This is a genomic window from uncultured Kocuria sp. (genome assembly GCF_947500125.1).
Taxonomy (GTDB): domain Bacteria; phylum Actinomycetota; class Actinomycetes; order Actinomycetales; family Micrococcaceae; genus Kocuria.
Genome location: NZ_CANMRA010000004.1, coordinates 78,427 through 93,887, shown reverse-complemented (window position 1 = coordinate 93,887; position 15,461 = coordinate 78,427). Strand labels below are relative to the sequence as shown.

The following is a 15,461-nucleotide window of genomic DNA, read 5'->3' as shown; positions in this document are numbered from 1 at the left end:
CTCCGGGCCGGGACGAGAGGCCGGGCGGGGGACGGCCTCCAGGGGTCCGGCCCGGGCGGGGGACGGCCACCGGGGACCCCGTCCGGGCGGGGACGAGGTCCCGGGATCCGGTCCGGACGGGCCCGGGGCTCAGGCCGGGCGGACCCCGAACCGTGCGAGGTGCTCCAGCAGGCCGTCGGTGGTCTCCAGCCGGGGCAGCTCCTCCGGGGCGACCCAGCGCACGGCGTCGGCGTCGTCACCGGGGCGCAGCGTCCCGCCGAGATAGGTCGCGGCGACGTCGTGCACCTCGTACACGAGTCCCGCGCCGGCCGGGACGCGGACCGTGCCGAGCTCCCGCTCGGCCCGCACGCGGGCCCCGGTCTCCTCGAGCGTCTCCCGGACCGCCGCCTGCGCCGGCGTCTCCCCGGGCTCCACCGACCCGCCCGGCACGCTCCAGCGCCCGCGCTGGGGCTCCCGGCCCCGGCGGACCAGCAGCAGCCGGCCGTCCTCCCGGACGACCACCGCCGCGGCGGCCTGGACGATGCGCATGCCCCGACCCTACCGAGGGCCCGCACCGGGCGCTCCGGAACGGGGGCGCGAGTAGAGTGCGAGTGCCGCCGAGCGCACTGCCGACCCACCGGAAGGGCCACCCGTGACCGACTCCGTCCTCTCTCGCCTGCACGACCCCGCCCGGAAGGGCTTCGCCAGCGACAACCACGCGGGCGTCCACCCCGAGGTGCTCCAGGCCCTCGCGACCGCCAACGGCGGCCATGTGGGGGCCTACGGCGCCGACCCCTACACCGAGGCGCTGCAGGACGTCGCCCGCCGGCACTTCGGGGATCGGGCGGAGTGCTATCCCCTGTTCAACGGCACGGGCGCGAACGTCGTGGCGCTCGCGGCGATGACCGACCGCTGGGACGCGGCGATCTGCACGGCCACCGCCCACGCGCACGTCGACGAGTGCGGGGCCCCCGAGAAGGTCGCGGGCGTGAAGATGCTGGCCGTGCCCACGCCGGACGGGAAGCTGACCCCGGAGCTGATCGACCGGGAGGCGCACGGCTTCGGCTTCGAGCACCACGCCCAGCCGCGCGTCGTCACCGTCACCCAGTCCACGGAGCTCGGCACCGTCTACACGCCCGAGGAGCTGCGCGCGGTCTGCGAGCACGCCCACGGCCTGGGCCTGTCGGTCCACCTGGACGGCGCCCGGCTCGCCAACGCCGCCGCGGCCCTGGACGTCCCGCTGCGGGCCCTGACCACCGACGCCGGCGTGGACGTGGTCTCCTGGGGCGGGACCAAGAACGGGCTGATGGGCGCGGAGGCCGTCGTGGTGCTCACCCCGGACGCCGTGCGCCAGCCCCGGTTCGTGCGCAAGCTCTCGACCCAGCTGGCCTCGAAGATGCGCTTCGTGTCCGCGCAGCTGCTGGCCCTGCACACGGGGGACCTGTGGCTCGAGGCGGCCCGCCGGGCCAACGCCACGGCCCGGCGCCTGGCGGCGGGGATCGCGGAGGTCCCCGGTGCCCGGGTGACGCAGGCTCCCGAGGCCAACGCGGTCTTCGCGGTGCTCCCGCCCGGGGTCACGGCACGGCTGCAGGAGCGCTGGCCGTTCTACGTGTGGGACCCGGCCGTCGGGGAGGTGCGCCTGATGTGCTCGTGGGACACCACCGAGGAGGACGTGGACGGGTTCGTGGCGGCGCTGCGCCAGGAGATGGTCGCCGCCGCCCGCTGAGCCGGCGACGCCGCAGGAGCCCCGGCCGACCCGGGTGGTCCCCGCTGACCGAGGCCCGGCCGACCACGTCACGGCGTGGTCGGCCGGGGCCCCCGGGCCACACAGGGGTCACACCGTGGTCACACCGGGGTGACGTAGGCCCCGGAGATCCCCCCGTCCACCAGGAAGGTGGCGGCGTTGACGAACGAGGCGTCGTCGCTGGCCAGGAACGCGACCGCCGCGGCGATCTCCTCCGGCTCCGCGAACCGCCCGACCGGCACGTGCACGAGCCGGCGCTGGGCCTGCTCCGGGTCCGTGGCGAACAGCTCCTGCAGCAGCGGCGTGTTGACGGGGCCGGGGCACAGGGCGTTGACCCGGATCCCCTCCCGGGCGAACTGCACGCCCAGCTCCCGGCTCATCGAGAGCACCCCGCCCTTCGAGGCGCTGTAGGAGATCTGGGAGGTCGCCGCGCCCATGACGGCCACGAAGGACGCGGTGTTGACGATCGAGCCCCTCCCCTGCTCGCGCATGTACGGGATCGCGTGCTTGCAGCAGTGGAAGACGCTCGTGAGGTTGACCTCCTGCACCCTCCGCCACGCGTCGAGGCCGGTGTCCAGGATCGAGCCGTCGTCGGTCGGGTTGATCCCGGCGTTGTTGAAGGCGATGTCCACCGATCCGTAGGCCTCGTGGGTCGCCGCGTAGAGCGCGATGACGTCGGCCTCGTCCGCCACGTCGGTGCGCACGAACAGCCCCCCGACCTCCTCGGCGGCGGCCTCCCCGGCCGCCGGGTTCAGGTCCGCGACGACGACGTGCGCGCCCTCGGCGGCGAGACGGCGGGCCGCGGCGAGACCGATGCCGCTGGCCCCTCCCGTGATGACGGCGCTGCGGCCGACCAGGCGGCGGGCGTTGACCTCCATGGGTTCTCCTTCGGTGGTGGGGGCTCGGTGCTGGGGGTTCGGTGCTGGGCGTCGCCCCGGGACGGGACGAGCGGTGGCGCGGGGCGCCGGTCGGTGGCGTCAGTCGGTGGCGTCAGTCGGTGGCGATGAACACGTTCTTGGTCTCGGTGAACGCCTGCGGGGCGTCCGGGCCGAGCTCCCGGCCGAAGCCGGACTGCTTGAAGCCGCCGAACGGCGTCCAGTAGCGCACGGAGGCGTGCGAGTTGACGGAGAGGTTCCCGGCGTCGACCGCGCGGGACACCCGCAGCGCACGCCCGACGTCCCGGGTCCAGATCGACCCGGAGAGCCCGTACTCGGTGTCGTTGGCGATCCGGACGGCGTCCGCCTCGTCCTCGAACGGGACCACCGCGAGCACGGGTCCGAAGATCTCCTCCCGGAACACCCGGGAGTCCGGGGACGGGGTGAGCACGGTCGGCGGGAACCACCAGCCGGGGCCCTCGGGGGCGGTGCCGCGGAAAGCGACCGGGGCGTCGTCGTCGAGGAAGGACGCCACGGAGTCCCGGTGCGCGGCGGAGACCAGCGGCCCCATCTGCGTGCCCTCGTCCCACGGGTCCCCGCAGGCGAAGTCCCGCACGGCGGGCTCCAGCAGCTCCAGGAACTTCTCCAGCACGGAGCGCTGGACGAGCACGCGGGAGCGGGCGCAGCAGTCCTGGCCGGCGTTGTCCAGGGCGCCGGCGGGGGTGGCGAGGGCGGCCCGCTCCAGGTCGGCGTCGGCGAAGACGATGTTGGAGTTCTTGCCGCCGAGCTCGAGAGTCACGCGCTTGACCTGCTCCGCGCACCCGGCCATGATTCGCCGGCCCACGTCGGTGGAGCCGGTGAAGACGACCTTGCGGACGGCGGGGTGGGTCACGAAGCGCTCCCCCACGACCGAGCCCTTGCCCGGCAGCACCGTGAGCACGCCCTCGGGCAGGCCCGCCTCGAGCGCGAGCTCCCCCAGCCGGATCGCGGTCAGCGGGGTGAGCTCGGCCGGTTTGAGCACCACCGTGTTCCCGGCGGCCAGCGCCGGGGCGAACCCCCAGGCGGCGATCGGCATGGGGAAGTTCCAGGGCACGATCACACCCACCACGCCCAGCGGCTCGTGGAACGTGATGTTGACCCCGCCCGGAGCAGGGATTTGCCGGCCGGAGAGCCGCTCGGGCGCCCCGGAGTAGTAGGTCAGCACGTCCCGGACGTTGCCCGCCTCCCAGCGGGCGTTGCCGATGGTGTGCCCCGCGTTGCGGACCTCCAGGCGGGCGAGGTGCTCCAGGTCGGCATCCACCGCGTCGGCGAAGCGGCGCAGCAGCCGGGCCCGGTCGGCCGGGGCGACGGCGCTCCAGGTCTCGAAGGCCCGCCGGGCCCGTTCCACGGCCGCGTCCGTCTGCTCCAGGGACGTGAGCTCGACGGTGCCGACGACCTCCTCCGTGGCGGGGTCGATGATCTGCGTGGTGGTCATGGGATGCGGGTGTCCTCTCGCTGTGGGGCGTGGTCTGCCCGGCCGGTCTGCCCGGGGTGGTCCTGCCGGGTGCGCTGCTGCGCCCAGCCGTGCGCCACGCGGACGAACCCCTCGAAGAGGCGGGCGTCCTTCCGGTTCTCCTCGGGGTGGAACTGCACGCCGAGCGTCCAGCCGCCGCCGACGGTCTCGACGGCCTCGACCGTCCCGTCCTCGGCGCGGGCGGTCACGACCAGTCCCTCGGCCACCGTCTCCAGGGCCTGGTGGTGGTAGCACGGGGACCACGCCGTCTCGCCCAGCAGCTCGCGGCAGCGGCTGCCCGGCTCGGTGGCGAACTCGACCTCCCCGTACCGGCCCGGTCCGGGCTGGTAGCGCGCGGCGTTCGCGTTGACGTCCGGCAGGTGCTGGATCAGCGTGCCGCCGAGCGCCACGTTGAGGATCTGGGCGCCGCGGCAGATCGCGAACAGGGGCACCCCGCGCTCCAGCGCGGCCCGGGTCAGGGCGAGGTCGTGCTCGTCCCGTGCGGGCTGGGAGGAGGTCGCCTCGTGCCGTTCGGCGCCGTAGAACCGCGGGTCCACGTCCACGCCACCGATGACGATCAGACCGTCCACGAGCTCGAGCACCCCGGGGTCCGTGCCCACCGGGGGCAGCAGCAGGGGCGTGCCCCCGGCCGCGGCGACCGCCTCCACGTAGGCGCCCGGGACGATCGCCGCGACGGAGTTCCAGACCCCCCAGGAGCCCTCCTGGTAGTAGGTGGTCAGGGCGATCCGCGGCCGGTAGCCGGCGCCGATCGGCTCAGAGGCGCTCGAAGCCACGGCGCAGCTCCCAGTCGGTGACGGCGGCCTCGAACGCCGCCAGCTCCACGTCGGCGTAGTGCACGTAGTGCTCGACGACGTCCTCGCCGAACAGCTCCCGGGCGAGCTCCGAGCCGGCCAGCAGGTCCCGGGCCTCGCGCATGGTCGAGGGCACCACGGGGGCGTCGGACTCGTAGGCGTTGCCCTCGGTCATCGGCTCGAGCTCGAGCTCCTGCTCGATGCCGTGCAGCCCGGAGGCCAGCATCGCGGCGAGCGCCAGGTACGGGTTCACGTCGCCGCCGGGGAGCCGGTTCTCCATCCGGGCGGACTGCCCGCTGCCCACGAGGCGCACGGCGCAGGAGCGGTTGTCCACGCCCCAGGCCACCGAGGTGGGGGCGAAGCTGCCCTCCACGAAGCGCTTGTACGAGTTGATGGTGGGGGCGTAGAACAGCGTGAACTCGCGCATGGTCCGCAGCACCCCGGCGATGAAGTGCTCGTAGGTGCGGGACCGGGCGTCCCGCTCGCGGTCCCAGAAGACCAGCTCGCCGTCCGGTCCGCGCAGGGACATGTGGATGTGGCAGGAGCTGCCCTCGCGCTCGTTGGGCTTGGCCATGAAGGTGACGGACTTCCCCTGCTGGTGGGCGATCTGCTTCGAGGCCAGCTTGTAGACCACGTGGTTGTCGGCGGTGACCATGCCCTCGTCGTAGCGGAACGCGATCTCGTGCTGGCCGAGGTTGCACTCGCCCTTGGCGGACTCGACGGTCAGCCCGGCCGCGTACATGGCGTTGCGGATCTCCCGCAGCAGCGGCTCGACCCGCTGGGAGCCCAGCACGGAGTAGTCCACGTTGTACTGGTTGGCCGGGACCAGGTTGCGGTAGCCGCCGTCCCAGGCGTCCTCGTAGCTGGTGTTGTAGACGCAGAACTCCAGCTCGGTGCCGGTGACCATGGTGAAGCCCATGTCCCGGGCGCGGTCGAGCTGGCGGCGCAGCATGGACCGCGGCGACATCGGGATGGGCTGCCCGCCGTGGCCGGTGAGGTCGCACTGGATCATGACCTGGCCGGGATTGTGCGGCATCAGCCGGATCGTGTCCAGGTCCATGGCGAACTCCATGTCCCCGTAGCCCGAGGCCCAGCTGCTGATCGAGTAGCCGCCCACGGTGTTCATCTCCGTGTCCACGGCCAGCAGGTAGTTGCAGCCCTCGGCGCCCTCGTCGAGCACCGAGTCCAGGAAGAACTGTGCGTGGTTGAGCTTGCCCTGGAGCCGGCCCTGCATGTCGGTGAAGGCCAGGACGACGGTGTCCACGAGCCCGTCGGCGACGTGCCGGCGCAGCTGCTCGACGGTGAGCATCCGGTCGTTGCGCGGGTGCTGGGGAGTCTCGGTCATGGGTCCGTCCTTCGTCGCTGGGATCGCTGAGGTGGTGGGGGTGGGGTGGTCAGTGCAGGTCCGCCTCGGCGGTGCGGATCTGCGCGAACTCCTCCTCGGGGGCGTGGCCCACGAGCCGGTGGCGGCTGTAGAACCAGTAGTAGGCGAGGAAGACGACGAAGACGAGGGCGGTGATGGACGCGGCGAGCACGTCGACCAGGAACGTCGCGACCACGGCCACGAGGGCCAGCACCAGGGCGATGCCGGTGGTGACGACCCCGCCCGGGGTGCGGTAGCCGCGCGGGAGGTCGGGCTCGCGCAGCCGCAGCACGATGTGGGAGAGGTTCAGCAGCACGTAGGAGACGGTGGCGCCGAAGACCGCGATGTTGATGAGCAGCCCGCCGTCGCCGGTCACGGCCGCCAGCACGAAGCCGACGGTGCCGGGCACGATGAGGGCGACCCACGGGGTCCGGCGCTTGCCGGTCAGCGAGAGCCAGCGGGGCAGGTACCCCGCCCGGGAGAGGGCGAAGAGCTGCCGGGAGTAGGCGAACATGATCGAGAAGAAGCTCGCGACCAGCCCCGCCAGGCCCGCGTAGTTCACGATGTTCGCCATGACGCTGTCCGCCCCGGCGACCGTGCGGATGGCCTCCGGCAGCGGGTTGTCCGAGGTGCTCATGGCCTCCGAGCCCGCGGCCCCGGGGACGAGGACGAGCATCAGAGCCCCGGAGACCAGCAGGAAGGCCATGGCCACGATGATCCCGCGCGGCATGTCGCGGCGGGGGTCGGCGGTCTCCTCGGCGGCCAGCGGCACGCCCTCGATCGCCAGGAAGAACCAGATCCCGTACACCAGGGCCGCCATCGCCCCCGCGTACCCCATGGGCAGGAACGCGCTCGCCCCCACGGCGTCGTTCGGGACGATGTCGAAGAGGTTGGCGGCGTCGAAGTGCGGCACGAGCGCGACGACGGTCACCCCCAGCGCGAAGACCGCGACCACGGTGATCCCGAACATCAGCTTGAGCGCCTCGCCCACCCCGTACATGTGGATGCCCATGAACACGAGGTAGGTGACGAGGTAGACCGGCCAGGAGTTGGTGATCCCGAACAGGCCCAGCGCCTCGATGTAGCCGCCGATGAACGTGGCGATCGCCGCCGGGGCCACGGCGTACTCGATGAGCACGGCCATTCCGGTGGCGAAGCCGCCGAGCGGGCCGAGCGCGCGGCGCGCGAAGCCGTAGCCGGCCCCAGCCGTGGGCAGCGTGGAGGAGAGCTCGGCGAGGCCGAAGACCATGCAGGTGTACATGAGGCCCATGAGCACGAAGGCGATGAGCAGCCCGCCCCACCCGCCCTCGGAGAGCCCGATGTTCCAGCCGGAGAAGTCCCCGGAGATGACGTAGGCGATGCCCAGGCCCGCGAGCAGCACCCAGCCGGCGGCCCCGGACCGGAGTTGGCGGTGCTGGAAGTACTCGTCGGTGCGGGCAGGCTGTGCTGGGGAGTCGGGCATGGGACGATCCCTCCGGGGTTCCACAAAGGTCTGAAAACAGACGTATGGCGCAAGTGGTCACAGTCTGTGGGGCTGCCCTCCGCCCCGTCAAGACCCCGCGGCGCGCGGCCGGGCGGCCGCCGGGCCGGGCACCGGGCCGCGTCGCAGTGGAGCCGGTCACCCGGATGCCGCAGAATGGTGGGCATGAACCAGACCACCTCCTCAGCCCCTGACCGCCCCGGCTCGCAGCGCTCCGGCTCCGCCCGCTCCTGGGCCCTCATCGCCATCGCGGCCGGCTTCCTCGTCTCCGCCGCCCTGATCATCGCGGTGGGCGTGGTCGCCATCGATCTCACCCACTAGGACCTCGGCCGGCCGTCCCGGCCGGAGGGAGCGGCGCGCCGTCCGGACCGGGCGGCGCGCCGCTCCTGCTCGTGGACCCGCCCGGCGCGGTGGGCGGGGTCCCGCCGGAGGCGTTCCCCGGGGACCGTGACACCATGGGCGCACGCCGTACCGCAGGGAGGAGCGCCACTGTGAGCGACCCGGTCCAGCACCCCCTCATCCGGCCCGTGCGCCAGGGCAACGCCTTCGAGGAGGCCGTGGAGCGGATCCTCGACTCGATCCGGCTCGGCCTGTTCCGCCGGGGCGAGCGGCTCCCGCCCGAGCGCGAGACCGCGGCGATGCTCGGGATCTCCCGCGCCACGCTCCGCGAGGCCCTGCGCGAGCTCCAGGCCGCCGGGGTCCTGGAGGTGGTGCGCGGCCGGTACGGCGGGACCTTCGTGACCGGCCGCACCGCCCTGCCGGACGAGACCCTCCCCCCGGTGGACCCCGCGGAGGTGGAGGACGTGCTCGTGTTCCGCGCCGTCGTCGAGCCCGCGGCGGCGGAGCTGGCCGCGGCGGCGTCCCTCAGCGCGGCCGCCCGGGAGCACCTGCTCGCGTGCCTCCGGCAGGTCGAGGAGAGCCCTCCGGAGGACTACCGTCCCGCCGACGCGCGCTTCCACATCGCGGTGGCCGAGCTCGGCGGCTGCCCGAGCCTGGTCCGCGCCGTCGCGGAGGTGCGCTCGCGGGCCAGCGACCTGCTGGACCGGATCCCCGTGCTGCCGGTCAACCTCGAGCACTCCGACCGCCAGCACCGGGAGCTCGCGGACGCCGTCCTGGCGGGGGACGCCCCCGCCGCCCGGGCCGCGTCCCTCGCGCACCTCGAGGGCACGGCCGCGCTGCTGCGCGGCTTCCTCGGGCTCGGGGCGCGGTCCCCCGACGACGACGCCCCCCGGTGACCACCGGGGTTTCGGGGTCGGGCCGCCGAGCTCACGGACCCGGAGTCTCCTCCGGTCGGTCCGTCAGCACGTCCCGGACCGGCCGGCGCAGACTGTAGGGCAGTCTCGGGCCGTGGCCGAAGCGCACGGCGAGCTGCGCGCGCTCGCTGGTGAGACCGAGCCACGACTCGAACCGGGCTCGCAGCTCCGGGACCTCGATGGGCTGGTTGACGAAGGCCGTGCGGATGTCGAGCGCTTCGGCCTGCAGGGCGAACCGCTGGCAGGCCCGTCCCGCCTCGACCCATGCGGACGGGTCGTCGCCCGGTGCGACGAAGACCGCGACGCCGGCAGAGCTCTTCAGCTGCTCGGCGTCGGTCCGCGCCTGGGCGCCGGCCCGGACGAGGAGCCGCGCCAGCACCGTGCCCACCGGGCCCGGCACGGGAGGTCGGCCGGCGGTGCGCCCGGTGAGCCCGTCCCTGCTGCGCAGTGCGGCGGCGGGGTTGAAGCGGATCCAGGACACGAGCTCACGGCGGAACGCCGCGTCGTTCAGCTGCGCGAGGTCGCCGGAGGCCACCTGCTCGGCGACGGCCGCGAGGTCTCCGGGTGCGGTGAGCAGGAAGCACCGCACCCGCCCCAGGCTGCCGGCCCGTTCGAGGGCGGCCAGGTCACCCGGGCCGACGGAGCTGCCGTCGTAGCTGCCGCGGGTGCACTGCCGGGTCTCGATGGCGGCCGACAGCGGGGACGCCGCGGCCGTTCCCGGGGCGCCGAGGGTCACGACGACGGGCCCGTCCTCCTCGAGGGCGACCTCGGCCGCGCGGCCCTGCGCGGCGGCGGCGTGGACGAGGTTCTCCGCCGCGCAGCCGAGGCTCCTGAGCAGGTGGGCGTCGTGGGGGTCGACCACGGGGCAGCGGCGCGAACGGTCGGCCCGGACGGTGATCGCGTCCGGGGCGACCGTGAACGTCCACGGCTGGGTGTTGTGGCTCGACGCGGCCAGCGTGGCCAGCCGGATCAGCTCTCGGTCCTGCGCGGAGCCCGGGTCCGGACGCCGCAGGGCTGCCGCGGCGTCGTCGTACGCGCGGGCGGAACGCCCCCTGCGCCGCCCGCCGCCCGGGGAGCTTCCGGCCCGCTCGGGCCGACCGGCCGCCGCCCCGGCCTGACCTTCGGCCAGCCGCCCGAGGTTGCGCAGCATCTCCTGGCTCATCACGAAGCTGACCGGCTCGATCAGGACCGGGGAGGTGACCAGCCTCTCCCGCCGGGTGGACCCGGCCGGGAAGCTCAGCCGCTCGACCAGCCGGGTGCCGCCCGCCGGGTCCGGTCGCAGGTGGAAGGACCACAGGCCGCCCGCGCTGCGCCGGTCTGCCCTCGGGGGGCCCGGGGCGGCCAGCACGAGGTCCCGGCCCGGTTCGACGTGCGCCACGGCCAGGGCCGCCTGCGGGGCGAGACGGATCTCGGGGACGGTCGAGAGATCCTGGTGCTCGGGCAGGATCCGGTCGGTGTTGCGCATCCGGCAGCCGATGAGGTTCTCGAGGCGTTCGAAGCTGTAGAGGCCGCCGCGGCCCTGTCCGAGCTGGGCCAGCCACGGCCAGATCCGCTCCGGCGGAGCGTCGACGGTCACGGCGTGGGTGGCGGTCCAGGACGGGTCGGGGAGCAGCTCGTCGCCGGGCCAGGTGGAAGAGACCTCCTCGGGGGTGGCCCCCCAGGCCATCCGGCGCCGCCGCAGCAGCGGACCGGTCAGGACGTGCCCCGCTATCCGCGCGGCGGCGAGCAGGTTGCGCGACAGGCTGCGCCCGACGTCCATGACGACCCCCGATGTCTCAATGGCACCCGTCGTGGCACCCGTCCTGGCACAGGGCCACGGACCCATGGTCGAATGTGAGCCACCCGTGGTCAACGACGGCGCCCGCCGCGGTCGTCACCGCAGGACACGGAGAGAACCACCACGGAGAGAGCTACCGAGGAGGAACTGCCATGGGCCTTCCCGCACCCCGGGGCACCGGCTTGCGCCCCGCGCCGACGACGCCCACCGTTCACCGGGGACCGCTCGTGGCCACCCGGGCCGTCGGGGCGTACTTCGCCGGCTCGGCCGCGCTGAACGCCGTGCACACCGTCCGGATCGCCCCGCGGCTGCTGGGCTGGTTGCGCGACAGCGCGTGGTCACCGCCCCACCGGCGTCTGCTGGGCGTGCTGGAGCCCGTGGCGCCCGCCGTCGTCCTCGGCGCGGCCGCCTTCCAGGCGGTCGTGGGCTACCACCTGCTGCGGGGCCGCCGGGTCCCCGGGGCGCTGCGCTGGGCGCAGGCGTGGGTGCTGGGGCTGGTCCCGGTGCTGCCGTGGCCCTACTGGGTCCCGAACGCGCTCTCCGCGGCGGTCTTCGAAGCCGTCCGCCGCAGGGCCGTGGAGGCCCGTTCGAGCTGAGCCGCCGGCCGGGACCCGCCACGGTGTCGAGAGCACCGTGGCGGGCAGCGGGAACTCTCCTCGGCGGGCACGGTCGCCTCAGCCGGCCCCCGGTGTGCTCCCGGGACCTGTCGAGGAGCCGGGCACGACCCCGGTCTCGTAGGCGAGGACCACCGCCTGCACCCGGTCCCGCACGTCCAGCTTGACCAGCAGGTTGCCGACATGGGTCTTGACCGTGGTCTCGGAGATGAACAGCGCGGCAGCGATCTCCGCGTTGGACATGCCGCGGGCGAGCAGCTGGAGCACCTCCTGCTCCCGGACGGTGAGCGTGCCCAGCCGCGGGTGCGTGGCCGCTGCCGGCTCGCCGGGGCCGGGCAGATGCGGGGCGAACAGTTCCAGCATGCGTCGGGTGACGCGGGGGGAGACCACGGCGTCGCCGCGGGCGACCGTGCGGACGGCCTCGGCCAGTTCGGCGGGGCGGGCGTCCTTGAGCAGGAAGCCGCTGGCTCCGGCGCGCAGGGCGGAGAAGGCGTACTCGTCCAGGTCGAAGGTGGTGAGGATGAGGACGCGGGTGGCGGGGTCCGCGGCGATGATCCGCTCGGTGGCCTCGATGCCGTTCATCCCCGGCATGCGCACGTCCATGACCACGACGTCCGGGCGCAGCGCCGCGACCTGCCGGAGGGCCGCGGCGCCGTCCGCAGCCTCGCCGACCACGGCGATGTCGTCCTCCGTGTCGAGCACCATGGCGAAGCCCATCCGGATCAGGGCCTGGTCGTCGACCAGCAGGACGCGCACCGGGTGCGGCGGCTGTTGGGGCTCGCTGTCCGTGGTCATGCTTCCTCCCAGCGCAGGACGACGCGCACTCGCCACCCGCCGGATGTGGGGCCGGCCTCGACGGATCCGTTGAAGACGGCTGCTCGTTCTCGGACGCCGATCAGGCCTCTGCCGCTGCCGGATGAGGGTGCGCTGGCTCTTCCCCTGTCATTGTCCACCTCGAGGACGATCTTCCCGGCGGCGCGGCGAAGTCGTACGTCGATCCGGGGAGAACGAGGGTCGTGGCGCAGGATGTTGGTCAGGCACTCCTGGACGATGCGGTGGACGGCCAGCTGCAGGGCCGGGTCGCCCGGCAGCGGTGGCCCCGACTCGGTCAGTCGTACGGGAAGCCCGGCCGCGCGGAAGCGGCCGACCAGCGCGGTCAGCTGGTCGGCACCGGGCTGCGGGGCCAGCAGGGCGCCCCCCGGGTCCTGTGCCTCTCCGGGGCCCCCGCGCGTGTCCTCGGCGCGCAGCACGCCGAGGAGGCGGCGGGTGTCGGCCAGGGCGGTGCGGCCGGTGCCGGACAGTTCCTGCAGGGCCCGTCGGGCTCCGTCGGGGTTGCGGTCCAGGGCCGCGGTGGCGCCGTCGGCCAGGGCGACCATCACGGACAGGGAGTGGGCCAGCACGTCGTGCATCTCCCGGGCGATGCGGGTGCGTTCGGCGGCGACCGCGAGCTGCTCCCGCTGATCACGCTCCAGGGCGAGCCGGTGGGCCCGTTCCTCGAGCTCGGCGAGCCGCTCCCGCCGGACGCGGATCTGCAGGCCGAGCGCGGTGGCCGCCAGCAGCACGGCCGTCGCCGCGATGATCTCCACCGTCCACGCCCACCGGTCGGTGTAGACCAGGATCGAGCCGAGCACCGCGACGGTCGCGACGACATGGGCGGCCCACGCCGAGCGCACCGGACGATGGACCGCGGCGGCGTAGAGCAGGACGGCCAGGGTCCCGAGGTCGTAGGCGGCCACGGTGATGACCTGGTCCCCGCCCGGACCGGTCGGGGAGATCAGGTCCGGGTCGATCCCGTTGCGCTCCCAGCCGGTCTGGAACCAGCGCACGACCGGCACCGTGACGGCCACGAGCACGACCCCGACGACTGCCAGGCGGCGGCGGAACAGCACCAGGACCGTGAAGACCAGCGACTGGAGCAGCTGGACCACCGGCGGTGGCGCGTCCAGCGCGCGCTCGACGAGGTAGGAACCCACTGTCGCGACCAGGTACAGCAGAGCCAGCGCGCCGTCGGTCCACCAGGGGTGGACGCGGAAGGCCTCCCGGACCGCGTCCACTGCGGAGCTGCGTCGCCGGCGCGGAGGACCGGTCGTCGGTGCGGCTCCCGCCGCGCCGACGACCGGTTCGGCCGCCCGCTGGGAACGGTGAGGCGTCATGCGTCCCGCCGGTGCAGGAGCACCGCTCCGGCGGCCACGGTGGCGGCCGGGTAGAGGGCGACGACCAGCACACCCCGCCACGGGGTGAGGTCCCCGGCGAGGGCGAGCCGGTCGTCGAGGGCCAGGAACGCTGTGGCCGCCGAGACCGGGAGACAGGTCATGAGCTCCTGCACCCAGTCCAGGGTGATGTAGGGCAGGATCATGGGCAGCAGGAGCAGGAAGCCGAGAACGGTGGTGATGGCCCCGGAGCTGTGCTGGATGATCGTTCCCGCCCCGAGGGAGAACAGCGCGACGGTGACCAGGAAGTAGATCATGCCACCGAAGACCTGCCAGGTGTCCGGAGCGTCCAGGGCAGGCACGAGGTCGTGGCGGGTGAGCATCGGCAGGGTCACGGCGTAGGACACCACCAGGCCGACCGCGCCCACGACGACGGTCAGGACCGAGAGCACGACCGCCTTGGCGGCCAGCACGGGGATGCGGGAGGGGACCGCGGTCAGGGTGGAGCGGATCATCCCGGTGGAGTACTCACCGGTGATCGCCAGGATGCCAAGCACGGCGACGGTGAGCATCCCGAACTGGTATCCGCCGCTGACCACTTCGGCCCCCTGCATGGCGGGTCCGGGGGCACCGGCGAGTTCGGACTGCTCCGCGAGCATCTGCAGGGACGCCGCCTGGGCGAGAGCGAACAGCGCCATCACCACGACGGTGGATGCCAGGGTCCACCACGTGGAGCGCAGGGAGAGCAGCTTGATGCTCTCCGCACGGAGGACACCGCCGAATCCCAGACGGATCCGGCGGTCCGTGTGCAGGGAATCGGGAGCGGAGGACACGGCCAGGGAAGTCATCGGTTTCCACCTTCTTCGACGGAGACTGCGGGAGAGGATCGATATTCCACGGCGTGCCGGGTGAGACTGAGATAGGCGTCCTCGAGGTTGCCCCGTACCGGGGTCAGCTCGTGCAGGACCAGCTCTGCCGCGGCTGCGGTCTCTCCGATCTGCTGCGGAGTCAGTCCGCGGATCTCGAGCGCCCCGGCCTCCTCCGAGGACACGGTGGCTCCCCCGGCGGTGACCAGGGCGGCCAGGTCGGAGGCCTGCGGGGACCGGACTCGCACGGCGGTGCCCTGCACGGCGTCGATCACCTCCTGCACCGGGCCCGAGGTGATGATCTCACCGCGGCCGATGACCACGATGTGGTCCGCGGTCTGCGCCATCTCGCTCATCAGGTGCGAGGACAGGAAGACCGTGCGGCCCTCCTCGGCCAGGGACCGCAGCAGGTGCCGGACCCACGTCACGCCTTCCGGGTCCAGACCGTTCACCGGCTCGTCGAGGATGAGGGTGCGGGGGTCACCGAGCATCGCGGTGGCGATGCCCAGGCGTTGGCCCATGCCCAGGGAGAACCCGCCCACCCTCTGGTGGGCGACCCCGGCCAGGCCGGTCATCTCGATGACCTCGTCGACCCGCCGCGCGGGGATGTGGTGGGTGGCCGCCATGGTGCGCAGGTGCGACCGGGCCGTGCGCCCGGGGTGGACCGCTGTGGCGTCCAGGAGCACCCCGACCTCCCGCAACGGGGAACGGTGCCGGGCGTAGGGCCGCCCGTTCACCTGCACGTGTCCGGAGGTGGGGCGGTCCAGCCCGACGACCATGCGCATGGTGGTGGACTTCCCGGCCCCGTTCGGGCCGAGGAAGCCGGTGACCGTGCCGGGTGGAACGGTGAACGTGATGCCGTTGACGGCGGTTCTGTCTCCGTAGCGTTTGGTGAGGTCGTGCGCCTCGATCATGGTGGCCCTTCGTGGAGTCCGGCCTCTCGGCAGGTGAGGTCGTGCGGGTGATTCCACGCTAGGGGGCCGAAGGGGGCTCCCGGATCCCCATCGAGCCGGAACCGCGCGGTGGTCCGTCTCCTGCACAGTGACCAGGCCCTCC

At 73.7% G+C, this 15,461-nt stretch carries 15 protein-coding genes; 4 read left to right on the top strand and 11 right to left on the bottom strand.

What is annotated here, in order from left to right; all coding sequences use genetic code 11:
• Positions 1–129: 129 nt before the first annotated feature.
• A complete protein-coding gene (locus Q0817_RS04020; protein ID WP_298584674.1) occupies positions 130–528 on the bottom strand; it encodes an NUDIX hydrolase in 399 nt (132 codons plus the stop codon).
• A gap of 103 nt (positions 529–631) precedes the next feature.
• On the opposite strand from Q0817_RS04020, the gene Q0817_RS04015 reads away from it, so the two are divergent.
• On the top strand, positions 632–1,705 hold the full coding sequence (locus Q0817_RS04015) for a low specificity L-threonine aldolase (protein WP_298584672.1): 1,074 nt from the start codon (positions 632–634) through the stop codon (positions 1,703–1,705).
• 119 nt (positions 1,706–1,824) lie between these two features.
• Here the strand turns inward: Q0817_RS04015 and Q0817_RS04010 are convergent, their stop codons facing one another.
• The 5 genes from Q0817_RS04010 to eat all read right to left on the bottom strand — a co-directional run bounded on the left by Q0817_RS04010 (position 1,825) and on the right by eat (position 7,727).
• The gene (locus tag Q0817_RS04010) at positions 1,825–2,601 is read right to left on the bottom strand and encodes a 3-oxoacyl-ACP reductase (RefSeq protein WP_298584670.1); all 777 of its coding nucleotides are present in this window, start codon (positions 2,599–2,601) and stop codon (positions 1,825–1,827) included.
• Between the two features lie 112 nt (positions 2,602–2,713).
• The gene (locus Q0817_RS04005; RefSeq protein ID WP_298584669.1) at positions 2,714–4,072 is read right to left on the bottom strand and encodes an aldehyde dehydrogenase; all 1,359 of its coding nucleotides are present in this window, start codon (positions 4,070–4,072) and stop codon (positions 2,714–2,716) included.
• Positions 4,069–4,884 carry a gamma-glutamyl-gamma-aminobutyrate hydrolase family protein gene (locus tag Q0817_RS04000; RefSeq protein ID WP_298584666.1) on the bottom strand — a complete coding sequence of 272 codons (816 nt, stop codon included), beginning with the start codon at positions 4,882–4,884 and terminating at the stop codon, positions 4,069–4,071. The genes Q0817_RS04005 and Q0817_RS04000 overlap by 4 nt, the downstream gene beginning before the upstream one ends.
• Positions 4,865–6,247 (bottom strand): glutamine synthetase family protein, encoded by a 1,383-nt coding sequence (locus Q0817_RS03995; RefSeq protein WP_298584664.1) that lies wholly within the window; start codon positions 6,245–6,247, stop codon positions 4,865–4,867. The genes Q0817_RS04000 and Q0817_RS03995 overlap by 20 nt, the downstream gene beginning before the upstream one ends.
• A gap of 49 nt (positions 6,248–6,296) precedes the next feature.
• Positions 6,297–7,727 carry an ethanolamine permease gene (gene eat / locus Q0817_RS03990; protein ID WP_298584662.1) on the bottom strand — a complete coding sequence of 477 codons (1,431 nt, stop codon included), beginning with the start codon at positions 7,725–7,727 and terminating at the stop codon, positions 6,297–6,299.
• A gap of 183 nt (positions 7,728–7,910) precedes the next feature.
• Here eat and Q0817_RS03985 point away from each other — a divergent pair, with 183 nt between their 5' ends.
• Entirely contained in the window at positions 7,911–8,066 is a 156-nt protein-coding gene (locus Q0817_RS03985) for a hypothetical protein (protein WP_298584660.1), read from the top strand.
• 170 nt (positions 8,067–8,236) lie between these two features.
• Positions 8,237–8,980, top strand: a complete 744-nt coding sequence (locus tag Q0817_RS03980) for a FadR/GntR family transcriptional regulator (RefSeq protein ID WP_298584658.1) — start codon at positions 8,237–8,239, stop codon at positions 8,978–8,980.
• Positions 8,981–9,011: 31 nt separating this feature from the next.
• Here the strand turns inward: Q0817_RS03980 and Q0817_RS03975 are convergent, their stop codons facing one another.
• Positions 9,012–10,757 carry an Acg family FMN-binding oxidoreductase gene (locus Q0817_RS03975; protein WP_298584656.1) on the bottom strand — a complete coding sequence of 582 codons (1,746 nt, stop codon included), beginning with the start codon at positions 10,755–10,757 and terminating at the stop codon, positions 9,012–9,014.
• 170 nt (positions 10,758–10,927) lie between these two features.
• On the opposite strand from Q0817_RS03975, the gene Q0817_RS03970 reads away from it, so the two are divergent.
• Positions 10,928–11,371: a hypothetical protein gene (locus Q0817_RS03970; RefSeq protein ID WP_298584654.1), complete on the top strand. Its 444-nt coding sequence runs from the start codon at positions 10,928–10,930 to the stop codon at positions 11,369–11,371.
• Positions 11,372–11,449: 78 nt separating this feature from the next.
• Here the strand turns inward: Q0817_RS03970 and Q0817_RS03965 are convergent, their stop codons facing one another.
• The 4 genes from Q0817_RS03965 to Q0817_RS03950 are packed head-to-tail and all read right to left on the bottom strand — an operon-like array spanning position 11,450 to position 15,319.
• A complete protein-coding gene (locus tag Q0817_RS03965; RefSeq protein ID WP_298584652.1) occupies positions 11,450–12,184 on the bottom strand; it encodes a response regulator transcription factor in 735 nt (244 codons plus the stop codon).
• Positions 12,181–13,542: a histidine kinase gene (locus tag Q0817_RS03960; RefSeq protein ID WP_298584651.1), complete on the bottom strand. Its 1,362-nt coding sequence runs from the start codon at positions 13,540–13,542 to the stop codon at positions 12,181–12,183. Before Q0817_RS03960 ends, Q0817_RS03965 begins: the two co-directional genes overlap by 4 nt.
• Positions 13,539–14,387 carry an ABC transporter permease subunit gene (locus Q0817_RS03955; protein WP_298584648.1) on the bottom strand — a complete coding sequence of 283 codons (849 nt, stop codon included), beginning with the start codon at positions 14,385–14,387 and terminating at the stop codon, positions 13,539–13,541. Before Q0817_RS03955 ends, Q0817_RS03960 begins: the two co-directional genes overlap by 4 nt.
• Entirely contained in the window at positions 14,384–15,319 is a 936-nt protein-coding gene (locus Q0817_RS03950; RefSeq protein WP_298584645.1) for an ABC transporter ATP-binding protein, read from the bottom strand. The genes Q0817_RS03955 and Q0817_RS03950 overlap by 4 nt, the downstream gene beginning before the upstream one ends.
• Positions 15,320–15,461 lie beyond the last annotated feature (142 nt).

Bases quoted from the DNA above. Each gene is read 5' to 3' on its own strand.
- Q0817_RS03970 (WP_298584654.1), top strand. From the start codon at position 10,928: ATGGGCCTTCCCGCACCCCGGGGCACCGGCTTGCGCCCCGCGCCGACG.
- Q0817_RS04010 (WP_298584670.1), bottom strand. From the start codon at position 2,601: ATGGAGGTCAACGCCCGCCGCCTGGTCGGCCGCAGCGCCGTCATCACG.
- Q0817_RS03955 (WP_298584648.1), bottom strand. From the start codon at position 14,387: ATGACTTCCCTGGCCGTGTCCTCCGCTCCCGATTCCCTGCACACGGAC.
- Q0817_RS03995 (WP_298584664.1), bottom strand. From the start codon at position 6,247: ATGACCGAGACTCCCCAGCACCCGCGCAACGACCGGATGCTCACCGTC.
- Q0817_RS03960 (WP_298584651.1), bottom strand. From the start codon at position 13,542: ATGACGCCTCACCGTTCCCAGCGGGCGGCCGAACCGGTCGTCGGCGCG.
- Q0817_RS04020 (WP_298584674.1), bottom strand. From the start codon at position 528: ATGCGCATCGTCCAGGCCGCCGCGGCGGTGGTCGTCCGGGAGGACGGC.
- Q0817_RS03965 (WP_298584652.1), bottom strand. From the start codon at position 12,184: ATGACCACGGACAGCGAGCCCCAACAGCCGCCGCACCCGGTGCGCGTC.
- Q0817_RS04005 (WP_298584669.1), bottom strand. From the start codon at position 4,072: ATGACCACCACGCAGATCATCGACCCCGCCACGGAGGAGGTCGTCGGC.
- eat (WP_298584662.1), bottom strand. From the start codon at position 7,727: ATGCCCGACTCCCCAGCACAGCCTGCCCGCACCGACGAGTACTTCCAG.
- Q0817_RS03985 (WP_298584660.1), top strand. From the start codon at position 7,911: ATGAACCAGACCACCTCCTCAGCCCCTGACCGCCCCGGCTCGCAGCGC.
- Q0817_RS03950 (WP_298584645.1), bottom strand. From the start codon at position 15,319: ATGATCGAGGCGCACGACCTCACCAAACGCTACGGAGACAGAACCGCC.
- Q0817_RS03975 (WP_298584656.1), bottom strand. From the start codon at position 10,757: ATGGACGTCGGGCGCAGCCTGTCGCGCAACCTGCTCGCCGCCGCGCGG.